Here is a 13,904-nt window from a genome sequence, read left to right as displayed (position 1 = left end):
CCTGTGTCCGGCCGGCCGGCCGGTCACTGTCCGTCGAGCAACTGGTTGACGACTGCGCAGATCTGCGCCGCGGGTTCGGGCAGGTGCATTCCGTGGTGTGTGCAGTCGATGTCGAACTCCCGGATCCCGCCCATGACGTAGGGCTTCCACTGGGGCGCGTAGGACGCCCAGGAGTTGTGGGCCGCGCGGAAGAAGACCACGTCGCCGTCGTAGACGGGCGCGTCGAACTTCCCCATCAGGGCCATGTGTTCGATCTGGATCCTGGTCATGGTCTCGAAGAGCGAGTCGTACTCCTCCGTTCCGGCCAGGTGTCCGACGTAGAGCCGGAACATGGCCCGGATCTGGTCCTCGTCCGCGTCGGCGGTCCCGGCGGTCTCCGCGAAGAAGTCGCTGGGCGCGCAGTCGAGCAGGGCGAGCAGCGCCACCTCGTGGCCGCGGTGGCGCAGTTCGGCGGCCATGGCGTGGGCGAGGGTGCCGCCGAACGACAGGCCGAGCAGGTGGTACGGCCCCTCGGGCTGCACCGCCAGCAGCTCCGTCAGGTAGTCGTCGACCATCTCCTCGATCGATGCGGGCAGCGGCGAGGTGCCGTCCAGCCCACGTGCCTGGATGCCGTACACCGGCCGGTTGTCCGCCACCCGGCCGGCGTAGCCGAGGTAGCACCAGGACAGGCCCCCGCCCGGGTGGATCCACCACAGCGGCTTCTCCTCACCGCCGGTGCGCAGCGGCAGGACCACGGCGAAGGGATCGGCGGACTGACTGGTGCCGGTGTCACCGGCCAGCCGGGCCGCGAGTTCCGCGACCGTGGGCGCCTCGAACAGGGTCCGCAGCGGCGCCTCGACGCCGAGCAGCTCACGAACCCGGTTGGCCAGTCCGATGGCCCGCAGGGAGTGGCCGCCGAGGGTGAAGAACCCGTCGTCGATGCCGACCCGGTCCAGGCCGAGGGCCTCGGCGAACAGGGCACACAGGATCTCCTCCCGGGCGTCGCGCGGCGCCCGGTAGGCGGCGGCGGGCAGTTCCGGGGCCGGCAGTGCGGCCCGGTCCGGCTTGCCGTTGGCGGTCAGCGGCAGCGCGTCCAGGACCACGAAGGCCGACGGGACCAGGTAGCCGGGCAGCCGCTCGACGCTGTGCTCACGCAGCTCCGCCGGGTCGACGTCGCCGACCAGGTAGGCCACCAGCCGCTTGTCGCCGGCGGTGTCCTCCCGCACCAGCACCAGGGCCTGTCCTACTCCGGGGTGGGCGGCGAGGACGGACTCGACCTCGCCGGGCTCGATCCGGAAGCCGCGTACCTTGACCTGGGCGTCGGCGCGGCCGGCGTACTCCAGCAAGCCGTCGCCGGTCCACCGGGCGAGGTCGCCGGTGCGGTAGAGCCGGGTGCCGTCGCCGGCGAACGGGTCGGCGAGGAAGCGTTCGGCGGTCAGGCCGGGCCGGTTCAGGTAGCCGCGGGCCAGTCCGGCTCCGGCGAGGTAGAGCTCGCCGGTCACGCCGACCGGGACCGGGCTGAGCCGCTCGTCGAGGACGTAGGCCCGCATGTTGTCCAACGGCGTACCGATCGGAACGGCAACGGGCACCTCCTCACGCGTTCGCATGGCATGGCGGGTGGCGAAGGTCGTGGTCTCCGTCGGCCCGTACCCGTCCACGACCACCGTGCCCGGGCAGGCGGCAAGGACCCGCCGAACGGCCTCCGCGGCGACCGCGTCCCCACCGGCCCAGACCTCACGCACCCCGGCGAAGCAATCCGGACGATGCTCGGCGAGCAGGTGGAACAGACCCGCGGTCAGCCAGGTTCCGGTGATCCGCGCATCGCAGAACAACCCGGCCAAAGTGGCCAGATCAAGCTCCCCGGGCGGCGCGACCACGACGGTGCCGCCACCGAGCAGCGGAACCCACAGCTCGTAGGTGGTCGCGTCGAAGGAGTGCGGCGAGTGCAGGAGCACCCGCTCGTGCGCACCGCCCTGCCAGGCCCGGTCCGACGCCAGCGCCACGACGTCCTTCTGCCGAACCGCGACGCCCTTCGGCTCCCCGGTGGAACCGGAGGTGTACATCACGTACGCCAACTGGTCCGGGTGCACCGAGACCTGCGGATCAGTCTCCGGACACCCCTCGGCCCCGGCCAGATCACCGTCGCTCAGCAGCACCGCCGCACCCGCCTGCCGGCGGATCCACTCCAGCCGCTCCCCCGGCCACGCGGCATTCAACGGCACGTACACCCCGCCGGACTTGGCGACCGCCAGCAACGCCACCACCAACTCGACCGAACGCTCCATCAGCACCGCCACCGGCACCTCCGCCGACACACCCCGCCCGATCAGCCAGTGCGCCACCCGGTTCGACCACGCGTCCAACTCCGCGTACGTCAGCACCCCTTCCTCACCCACCACGGCCACCGCGTCCGGCGTCACGGCCGCCTGACGGCGGAACAACTCCGCGACCGCCCCCTCCGGCACACCCGTCGCGGTGTCGTTCCAGTCCACCAGGACCCGCCGCCGCTCCTGCACCGACAGCACCTCGACCTGCCCCAGACGCAACCGCGGCTCGGCGGCGACCTGCTGCAACACCCGGACGAACCGGTCGGCCAGCGCCGCGACCGTGGCACGGTCGAAGAGGTCGGTGGCGTACTCGATGCCGCCGCGCACACCCCGGCCGTCGGCTCCGGACACCTCCATCACGTTGAAGAACAGGTCGAACTTCGCGGTGTCGGTCCAGGCGGCGTGCGGGGACACCCGCAGGCCGGGGAGTTCGAGGTCGGCGGCGGCGAAGTTCTGCCAGGCGAACATCACCTGGAACAGCGGGTGGTACGCGGTGGAGCGCTCGGGGTTGAGCAGTTCCACCAGCCGCTCGAAGGGCACGTCCTGGTTGTCGTACGCCGCCAGCGCCTTGCGGCGGGTACCGGCCAGCACCTGCTCGAAGGTGGGGTCGCCGGACAGGTCCAGGCGCAGCGCCCAGGTGTTGACGAAGAAGCCCACCAGGTCGACGAGGGCCTCGTCGGTGCGGCCGGCGATCGGCGAGCCGATGGTCAGGTCGTGGCCGGCGCCGAGCCGGGACAGCAGCACGGCCAGCGCCGACTGCAGCACCATCGACACGGTGGCGCCCCGGTCCCGGGCGATCCGCTCCAGCGCGGCCAGCAGCTCCGGTTCGAAGCCGAACTCGACGGTGTCACCCCGGTAGCCGGCCCGGGCGGGTCGCGGCCGGTCGGTCGGCAGGTTCAACGGCTGCGGTATGTCCGCGAGTTCTTCGGTCCAGTAGCGCTGCTGTGCCTCCAGCAGCGGGGTCGGGATGTGCTCGTCGCCGAGCAGCTCGCGCTGCCACAGCGTGTAGTCGGCGTACTGGACCGCCAGCTCCTCCCACCCGGGCGCCCGGCCCGCCCGGCGCGCGGTGTACGCGGCGGCCAGGTCGCGGGCCAGCGGCGCGACCGACTCGCCGTCCCCGGCGATGTGGTGCAGCACCAGGACCAGCAGGTGTTCGTCCTCCCCGGTCCGCAGCAGACGGACCCGCAGCGGGAGTTCGGCGAACAGGTCGAAGGGGTGCCCGGCCGCGGCGGTGAGTTCAGCCGGCACCTCGGCGGCGGCGACCTCCGCCACCGGGATCTCCGGGGCGGCCTCGTCGAGTGGCAGGATCCGCTGGTACGGCACCCCGTCCGGGTCCTCGGCGATCAGCGTGCGCAGCACCTCGTGCCGCCCCACCACGTCGCGCACGGCCCCGGCCAGCGCGTCGGTTTCCAGTGCGCCGGACAGCCGCAGCACCGACACCAGGTTGTAGGTCGCCGAGGGGCCCTCCAACCGGTGCAGGAACCACATCCGGCGCTGCGCGAAGGACAGCGGCAGGTGCTCCGGGCGCTGCTCGGCCCGGCGCAGCCGGGTGCGGGCCCGGGAGCCGGAGCCGACGGCCTCGGTGAGCGCTGCGACGCTGGGCGCGTCGAACAGTGCGCGGATGGGCAGTTCGACGCCGAGGACCGCGCGGATCCGGCTGACCAGCCGGGTGGCGAGCAGCGAGTGCCCGCCCAACTCGAAGAAACCGTCGTCGATGCCGACCCGCTCCAGACCGAGCACCTCCGCGAACAGCCCGCACAGCACCTCCTCCTGCGGGGTGCGCGGCGCCCGGTAGGAGCCGGCTGCGAACTCCGGCTCGGGCAGCGCCCGGCGGTCCACCTTGCCGTTCGGGGTGAGCGGCAGCGCGTCGAGCGCCACCACGGCCGAGGGAACCATGAACTCCGGCAGCCGTTCTCGGACGTAGCCGCGCAGGGAGGCCACCAGGGCGCCGGCGCCGCGGCCGGCCGCCGGGTCGTTGACCAGCGTCCGGTCGGCCCGCCGGGACGGGGTGTAGGTGCCGGCGAGGAGGCGGCCGGCAGTGGGCGGCGCGGGCAGCACCAGCACGTCCATCCGGTCCACCGCCTCGGGCGACCAGGTCGGCACCGCCTCCCAGCCGAGCCCGGCGGCCCAGTCCCACAGGTCCTGCGGGTCGAGCGGGGCGCCGGCGTCCGGGGCCTGCGGTTGCGGCGCCACCTCCAGGGCGTGGGCGGTGGCGGCCTCCCCGGTCAGGCGGGCGTTGGGGATGCCGGTGACCCGGAGGCCGGCCGGGTCGAGCGCACGGCCGCGCCGCTCCACGTCGTCGAGGCCGTCGACGTCCCGGCCCCAGACGAGGACGGGCAGCCCGGCGCCGTCCAGGGCCTGGACCGGCGCCTTGTGCAGGACGACCTCGTAGCGGTGGCGGGTCAGCTCGTTGTGCACCCGACCGGGCTTGAGCCGGATGTCGACCGCGCCGGCCGCGTGCTCCTCGGCCCAGCGGGCGAACCACTCGGGGTCGACGACCAGTTCGCGCTCCGCGCGGACGGCCTGCTCGACGGCGGCGCGCAGGCCCTCCGGCTCCGCGCCCGGCTGCTGGAGCTGCTGCACGGCGGCGTGCAGCAGGGGTAGCGAGCCCGCGTGGCGGACGTCGCCGACCACGATCCGACCGCCGGGGGCGAGCAGCTCCATGGCCTGCGCCAGGACCCGGTCCAGGTAGGCCGCGTCGGGGAAGTACTGGGCCACCGAGTTGACCACGACCGTGTCGAAGTAGCCGAGCGGCAGCCCGTCGGTGTCGTCGGCGGGCCGGCAGAGCAGCCGTACCCGGTCGCCGCAGCCGGCCTCGCCGACCTGGCCGCGCAGCCGCTCGACGACCGACTCCGAGAAGTCGGTCGCCCAGTACTCGTCCACGGCCTCGACGAGGTGGGCGAGCAGCAGACCGGAGCCCACACCCAGTTCGAGCACCCGGCGCGGGGCGAAGGACAGGATGTGCTGTACCGCGGTGTCCCGCCAGGGCCGCATCTGCTCCAGCGGGATCGGTTCGCCGGTGTAGGCGGACTGCCACACCCCGAAGTCCTCGCCCCAGGCGGCCTCGGCCGCGTCGGCGTACGCCTGGTCGTAGACCTCCTGCCACTCGCGGACCTGGTCACGGGCGCCGGAGCCGGAGCGGTCCCGGGCGGGCACGACGTACGCGACCAGCCGCTGGTCGCCGGGCTGCTTCTCGCGGGCCACGACCACGGCGCGGGCGACGTCGGGGTGGCCGGCCAGTGCGGACTCGATCTCGCCGAGCTCGATCCGGAACCCGCGCACCTTGACCTGGAAGTCGACCCGCCCGAGGTACTCCAGCTGCCCCTGGCCGTTCCAGCGGGCCAGGTCCCCGGTGCGGTACATCCGACTGCCGGCCGGGCCGTACGGGGAGGCGGTGAACCGCTCGGCGGTCAGCGCGGACCGGCCCCGGTAGCCGCGGGCGAGGCCGTCGCCGGCCAGGTACAGCTCGCCCGGCACGCCGGGCGGCACCGGCCGAAGGCGGTCGTCGAGCACGTACACCCGGGTGTTGGCGATGGGCGCGCCGATCGGGGTGCCGCCTCCCTCGGTGAGCCGGGCCGCGGTGGACCAGATGGTCGTCTCGGTCGGCCCGTACAGGTTGGTGACCTCGGGAGCCAGGGCGCACAGCGAGTCGGCGAGGTCCGCCGGCAGCGCCTCACCGCCGACCAGTACCCGGACCCGGCGGACCCCCTCGGGGTCCTCGGCGACCAGCGTCTGCCACAGCGACGGGGTGGCCTGGACGGCGGTGACGCCGTGCCGGCGGATCAGCTCCGTGACGGCGGAGGGCCGGGAGACGGTCTCCTTGTCCGCGAGCAGCACCGCGGCGCCCGAGACCAGCGGCAGGTAGAGCTCCAGACCGGCGATGTCGAAGGAGACCGTGGTGACGGCGAGCAACCGGTCCTCGGCGGTCAACGGGAACCGCTCACGCATGGCGGCGAGGAAGTTGCCCAGGGCCGCATGCGGGATCACCACGCCCTTCGGCCGTCCGGTGGAGCCGGAGGTGTAGATGACGTACGCCGGGTGGGCCGGAGCGAGGGCGACCGCCGGGTCGGCGTCCGGGTACCCGGCGAAGTCGCCGGCCAGGTCCTCGTCCCGCAGCACCAGGACGGGTTCCGCGTCGTCGAGGACGTACTGGATGCGGGCGGCCGGGTAGTCGGGGTCGAGCGGGACGTACACCCCGCCGGCCTTCAGCACGGCGAGCAGGGCCACCACCAGGTCGGCGGACCGGTTCATCAGCACCGCCACCGGCGCCTCCGGGCGGACGCCCCGCTCGACCAGCCAGTGCGCCACCCGGTTGGCCCGGGCGTCCAGTTCCGCGTACGTCAGGACGACGTCCCCGCACAGCACGGCCGGGGCGCCGGGGGTCTCGGCAGCCCGGCGGGCGACCAGCCCGGGGACGGGGGTCGCGGGCACGTCGAGCACGGTCTCGTTGCGGGTGTCCAGCAGCATCCGCTCGGCGGCGGAGACCACGTCCACGTCGCCCACCGCGGTGCGCGGGTCGGCGACGACCTGCCGCAGCACCCGGACGAAGCGCTCGGTGATCGCCTCGACGGTGGACCGGTCGAACAGGTCGGCCGCGTACTCGACCACACCGATCGCGCCGTCCCCGTCGGGGGCCTCGGCCAGGTTGAAGAACAGGTCGAACTTGGCGGTGTCGATGGAGACCGGCTCGGGCGTCATCCGCAGCCCCGGCAGCTCGAACTCGCCCCGGGTGAGGTTCTGCCAGGCGAACAGGACCTGGAACAGCGGGTGGTAGGCGGTGGAGCGCTCGGGGTTGAGCAGTTCCACCAGCCGCTCGAAGGGCACGTCCTGGTTGTCGTACGCCGCCAGCGCCTTGTCCCGGGCGAGCGCCAGCAGGTCCTCGAAGGAGGGGTCGCCGGACAGGTCCAGGCGCAGCACCCAGGTGTTGACGAAGAAGCCCACGAGGTCGGCGAGCGCCTCGTCGGTCCGGCCCGCGATCGGGGAGCCGATCGCGATGTCGTCCCCGGCACCGAGCCGGCGCAGCAGCACCGCCAGTCCGGCCTGGAGCACCATCGACACCGTGGCGCCCCGCTCCCGGGCCAACTGCTCCAGGCCGACGAGCAGTTCGGCCTCGAAGGTGAACTCGATGCTGCCTCCGCGGTGACCGGCCACGGCCGCCCGGGGTCGGTCGGTGGGCAGCCGAAGCGGCTGCGGCACGCCGTCCAGTTCCGCGTGCCAGTAGGCGGACTGGCCGGCGAGCAGGCTGTCCGGGTCCTCCTCGTCGCCGAGCAGCTCGCGCTGCCACAGCGTGTAGTCGGCGTACTGGACCGCCAGCTCCTCCCACCCGGGCGCCCGGCCCGCCCGGCGCGCCGTGTACGCGGCGGCCAGGTCACGGGCCAGCGGGGCGACCGACTCGCCGTCCCCGGCGATGTGGTGCAGCACCAGGACCAGTACGTGCTCGTCCTCGCCGCAGCGCAGCACCCGGGCCCGCAGCGGGAGTTCGGCGAACAGGTCGAAGCGGTGGTCGGCCGCCCCAGCGATCGCCGCCTGGACCGCCTCGGCCGCGACCTCCACCACCGGGATGTCCAGGACCGCCTGGTCCACCGGCAGGATCCGCTGGTACGGCGTGCCGTCCGCGTCCTCGGCCAGCAGGGTACGCAGTACCTCGTGCCGCCCCACCACGTCCTGCAGAGCGTCGGCGAGGGCGTCCGGGTCCAGCGCGCCGGACAACCGGAGCGCCGAGGCGATGTTGTAGGTCGCGGACGGGCCCTCCAGCCGGTGGATGAACCACATCCGACGCTGCGCGAAGGACAGCGGCAGGTGCTCCGGACGCTCGGCGGCGCGCACCAGCCGGGTGCGGGTGCGCCGCGCCTCGTCCAGCCCGGCCGCCAGGGTGGCGACCGTGGACGCCTCGAAGAGGGTGCGGATGGGCAGTTCGACGCCGAGGACCGCGCGGATCCGGCTGACCAGCCGGGTGGCGAGCAACGAGTGGCCGCCCAACTCGAAGAAGCCGTCGTCGATGCCGACCCGCTCCAGGCCGAGCACCTCCGCGAACAGCCCGCACAGCACCTCCTCCTGCGGGGTGCGCGGCGCCCGGTAGGAGCCGGCTGCGAACTCCGGCTCGGGCAGCGCCCGGCGGTCGAGCTTGCCGTTCGGGTTCAGCGGCAGGGCGTCCAGGCGGACCAGCGCCGCCGGCACCATGTACTCGGGCAGCAACCCGGCCACGTGCGCGCGGACCGCCTCCGGCTCGGCCGCGCCGGTGGTGTACCCGACCAGCCGGCGGCCGCCCTCGGCGTCCGGGCGCACCACCACGGCGCTCTGCTCCACGCCCGGGCAGGAGGCCAGCGCGGACTCGACCTCGCCGAGCTCGATCCGGAACCCGCGCACCTTGACCTGGTCGTCGACACGTCCGGCGAACACCAGGTCGCCGTCGGCGTTCCAGCTGACCAGGTCGCCGGTGCGGTACATCCGCTCGCCGGCGCCGAACGGGCAGGCCACGAACCGGTCCGCGGTGAGGTCCGGGCGGTTCAGGTAGCCGCGGGCCAGTCCGGTGCCCGCGAGGTACAGCTCGCCGAGCGTGCCGGCCGGGACCGGGCGCAGCCGGGTGTCGAGCACGTACACCCGCGTGTTGGCCACCGGGCGGCCGATGGGCGCGGCGTCCCCGGCCGGGCCCTGGTCGTCGGCGGTCCAGGCGGTCGCGTAGACCGTGGCCTCGGTGGGGCCGTAGATGTTGGAGAGCACCGCCTCGGGAGCGGCGCGACGCAGCTGGGCGAGGGTGTGCGCGGCCAGGCCCTCGCCGGCCAGCACGACATGCCCGACCGCTCCCAGGACGCGGGGGTCGCGGGCGATCGCCGCCATGGCGGACGGGACACCGCTGAGCAGTCCGCCCGGCGCGATCGCGGCCGGGTCGTCGGCCAGGGCCAGCAGGTCGGCGACGATCCGCACGGTGCCGCCGCAGGCGAGCGGCGCGAGCAGTTCGAAGACCGAGACGTCGAAGTTCAGCGAGGTGGCGGCAGTCACCCGGCTCAGTGCGGCGACGCCGAACCGGTCCACCGCCCAGGCCACCAGGTTCACCGCACCGCGGTGAGCGACGACCACGCCCTTGGGGCGGCCGGTCGAGCCCGAGGTGTAGATCACGTAGGCCGGATGGCCGGGCGCGACCGCCACCTCGGGCCGGGTGTCCGGGTGGGCCGAGGCGTCGGGCAGTTCGGTCAGGGTGAGCGTCGGGCGGGCGTCCCGCTCGATGTACTCGATGCGCTCGGCCGGGTAGTCGGGGTCGATCGGCAGGTAGGCGCCGCCGGCCTTGAGGATGGCCAGCAGGGCCACGACGGCGTCCGTGGACCGGGGCAGGGCGACGCCTACCAGGGTCTCGGGACCGACGCCCCGCTCGACCAGCCAGTGCGCGATCCGGTTGGCCCTTCGGTCCAACTCGACATACGTGAGCAGGTTCTGACCATCAGTCACCGCCGGGGTGTCCGGGGTGCGGTCGGCCTGCGCCTCCACCAGGTCCACGAGCGTGCCGTCCGGCAGCGGGGCCGCCGTGGCGTTCCACTCGACCAGGACCCGCTGCTCCTCCTCGGGCGAGAGCACCTCGATCCGGCCGACCTGGATGCCCGGGTCGGCGAGGAGCTGCCGCAGGACCCGCAGGAAGCGGTCGGCCACGGCCTCGATCGCCGCGCCGTCGAACAGGTGTCGCTGGTACTCCAGGATCAGCCGCAGGTCCGGGTCGGCGGCGGCGATGACGGTCAGCGGGTAGTGGGTGCCGGTGGCCGGGGTCAGCCCGGTCACCGTGAGGCCGGACGCGGAGGTGGCCTCCGCGATGCCCGCCTGGTCGACGGGGTAGGACTCGAAGACGACCAGGGTGTCGAAGAGCGTGCTCAGGCCGGTCTCGTGCTGGATGTCGGCCAGCGGGTGGTGATGGTGGTCGAGCAGGGCCGCCTGCCGCTGCTGGAGTCCGGTCAGCAGGTCGGCGAGCGATCCGTCCGGTGCACAACGGGCCCGCACCGGGAGGGTGTTGATGAACATCCCGGCCATCGTGTCCACCTCGGTGAGGTCGGCGGGCCGCCCGGAGACCGTGGCGCCGAACACGACGTCCTCGCGCCCGGTGAGGCGGGACAGCAGCACCGCCCAGACGCCCTGGACGAGCGTGTTGACCGTGATGCCCAGCTCGGCGGCGCGCCGCACCACCGCCCGCGCGTCGTCCGGCGACAGCCGCACGTCGAGCTTGCCGACGGCCGACGCCTCCTGCCTCGCCCGACCGACCGCCTCGGGTGCCAGCAGGGTGGGCTCCTCGATGCCGTCCAGTTCGGCCGCCCAGGCGCGGGCGGACTCGGCGCGGTCGCGGGCGGACTGCCAGACCAGGAAGTCCCGGAACCGGCCGGCCGGCGGCAGTGCGGCGACGTCGCCCCCGGCGGCGTAGAGCCGCAGCAGGTCCTGCATCAGCACCGGCAGCGACCAGCCGTCCAGCAGGATGTGGTGGTGGGTGAAGACCAGCTCCGCGCGGTCCTCACCGGTCCGGACCAGCGTCATCCGCAGCAGCGGGGGCACGGCCGCGTCGAAGGTCGTGGCCAGGTCCTCGGCCAGCAGCTGCCGCAGCGCCTCCGCGCGCTCCTGCTCGCCCCGCTCGCGCAGGTCGACCTCGCGCCAGGGCAGGCGGGCGCCGTCCACCACGAGCTGGACGGGGGTGCCGTCGGCGGCGTCCACGAAGGCGGTCCGCAGGTTGGCGTGCCGCTCCAACAGCCCCTGACCGGCCGCCCGCAGGCGCTCGGCGTCGACCTGGCCGGCCAGGTGCAGGGTCAGCTGCACCTGGTAGGCGTCGAAGGCCGCATCGGCCATCCGGGCGTGGAAGAGCAGGCCGGACTGCAGCGGGGTCAGCGGCCAGGCATCCGCGAGGCCCGGGTAGTCGCGCTCCCACTGCTCGATCTCGCCCTGGCCGACGGCGACCAGCGTCAGGTCGGACGGCGTCAGGCCGCCAGCCTCCGGACCGGAGACGTGCTCGGCGATCCCGGTCAGCGCCCGGCACCACAGCTCGGCCAGCTCCGCCACCTCCTCGTGGTCGAGGAGTCCGGCCGGGAACCCGAAGGTCGCGCCCAGCCGAGGGGCACCGTCCGGGCCGTCGGTGACCAGGGCGTTGACCTCCAGGACGGACATGGCGGGCATGTCGGCGTCGAGCGGCGCGGCGAGCCCGGACGCGTCGGCGGCGGGGGTCCAGCCGAGGCCGCGGAGCTCCTCGGGCATGTCGGCCGTCGAGAACCGGCCCAGGTAGTTGAACCCGATCTGCCCAGTCGATCCGGCCGCCGCGAGGACCCCACCCGTCTCCGGGTTCAGATACCGCAGCAACCCGTACCCGACACCCTTGTCCGGCACCGCCAACAGCTGTTCCTTGACAGCCTTGACCACCCGGCCCGCCGCAGCGCCACCGCCAAGTGCCTGCTCGACGTCGGCACCACCGAGATCGAGCCGCACCGGGAACATGCTCGTGAACCAGCCCACCGTCCGCGACAGATCCGCCCCCGGCACCACCGCCTCCTCACGCCCGTGCCCCTCCAGACGCACCAGCACCGACGACTCGTCCACCCCACGCACCGACCGCCACCGCGCCACCGCGATAGCCAGACCAGCCAACAGACCGTCGTTCACGCCACCCCGGAACACCGCCGGCACCCGCGTCAGCAACGCCTCCGTCACCTCCGGCGCCAACTCCACCCGCACCTGCTCCACCGTCGAGACCACGTCCACCACCGGATCCAGCACACGCGACCCCAGCAACGGATCCGAACCCCCGACAGCCCTCAGCCACAAGGGGAGTTCAGCCACCCGCTCAGACGAGCAGGCCTCCTCCACCAACGCATGCGACCACCGCCGCACCGACGTACCCACCGGAGCCAACTCCGGCACCGACCCCCCACACACCTGACGCCACGCATCCGCCAGATCCGGCAGCAGGATCCGCCACGACACCCCGTCCACGACCAAGTGATGCAACACCACCACCAACCGCCCGGCAGCCCCGGCACCCAGGTCGAACCACACGAACTGCGCCATCACCCCACCGACCGGATCCAACCGACTCGCAGCGGCCGCCAGTTCAGCCCCAGCAAGGTCACGCCACGACTCCGCCGCGCACTCCACCCGGTGCACCAGCGACGCCACCTCCACCGAACCCGACCCCGACCCACCGACCAGCAGACCCGCACCCGCACCCGCACCCGTCACCAGGCACGAGCGCAGCACGTCATGCCGCTCGAACACCGCACCCAGCACCGCCACCAAACCCGCCTCGTCGATGCCCACCGGGAGTTCCAGCGGGAGGGACATCGAGAAGCGGCTGTGGTGGTCCGTCAGGTCCAGCAGATAGTGGCCGATGGGCGGCAGCGGCACCCAGCCGGTGCCACCGCCCTCCAACTCAGCCAGGACGACCGCGTCCGAGGCGCCTTCGGCCACCGCGACGGCGGCCAGCTCGGCCACCGTCCGGCAGTCGAACACCTGCCGGGGGGTGATCCTCACCCCGAACACCCGCGCCCGCGCCACCACCTGGATCGTCCGGATGCTGTCGCCGCCCACCGCGAAGAAGTCGTCGTCCACACCCACCCGGCCCAGGCCCAACACCTCGGCATACACCCCGCACAACACCTCCTCCCACGCGGTCCGCGGCGCCCGATAAGCACCCGTGGTGAACTCCGGTTCGGGCAGGGCCTTGCGGTCGAGCTTGCCGTTCGGGGTGAGCGGCAGGGCGTCCAGGAGGACGAAGGCCGAGGGCACCATGTACTCGGGCAGCAGCCCGGCCACGTGCGCGCGCAGCTTGTCCGCCGCGACGGAGGCTCCGGTGACGTAACCGACGAGGTGCCGGCCGCCGTCACCACGCTCACGCGCCACCACGGCCGCCCGCTCCACGTCCGGGTGCGACAACAGCGCCGCCTCCACCTCCGCCGGCTCGATCCGGAACCCGCGCACCTTCACCTGCGCGTCCGCCCGCCCCGCGTACTCCAGCACCCCGCCGGCCGTCCACCGCGCCAGGTCACCGGTGCGGTACATCCGCTCACCCGCCGCACCGAACGGGCAGGCCACGAACCGCTCCGCCGTCAGCCCCGCCCGGCCCCGGTATCCACGCCCCAGACACGCCCCCGCCACGTACAACTCACCCACCACACCCGGCGCCACCGGCAACAACCCCGCACCGAGCACATAAGCCCGCATGTTCCCGATCGGCACACCCACCGGCACACTGCCGGAACCAGCGCCCACGCCCTCCTCGGGCACGACGTACGCGGTCGCGTAGAAGCTCTCGCTCTGGCCGTAGGCGTTGATCACCCGCACCCCGGGTATCGCCTCGCGCACCCGCTGCACGAGGGAGGCCGGAAGCGCCTCGCCCGCCACGACGACGGCATCGGCCCGGATACGTCCGGGGGCCTGGTGGACGAGTTCGGCGAGGACGGACGGGACGGTACTGAGGACCCCGCCGTGCCATCCGTCACCCTCGGCCGGCACCAGGGCGTCGCGGACGATCTCCACCGTGCCGCCCGTGCCCAGCGTGGTGAACAGCTCGAACACCGACACATCGAAATTGACCGACGTCCCCGCCAGCATCCGCCAACCACCCGGCACACCCAACCGCTCCAC

General features: G+C 73.6%; 1 protein-coding gene. It reads right to left on the bottom strand.

Translation table 11 applies throughout. The features are described from left to right. Window positions 1-23 precede the first annotated feature (23 nt). Window positions 24-13,871 carry a non-ribosomal peptide synthetase gene (locus P3T27_RS13415; protein WP_280677847.1) on the bottom strand — a complete coding sequence of 4,616 codons (13,848 nt, stop codon included), beginning with the start codon at window positions 13,869-13,871 and terminating at the stop codon, window positions 24-26. Window positions 13,872-13,904: the final 33 nt, after the last annotated feature.

This window comes from Kitasatospora sp. MAA19, from assembly GCF_029894125.1.
GTDB lineage: Bacteria > Actinomycetota > Actinomycetes > Streptomycetales > Streptomycetaceae > Kitasatospora.
The sequence above is the reverse complement of the archived record's forward strand: the minus strand, read 5'-3'. Positions and strand labels throughout refer to the sequence as shown.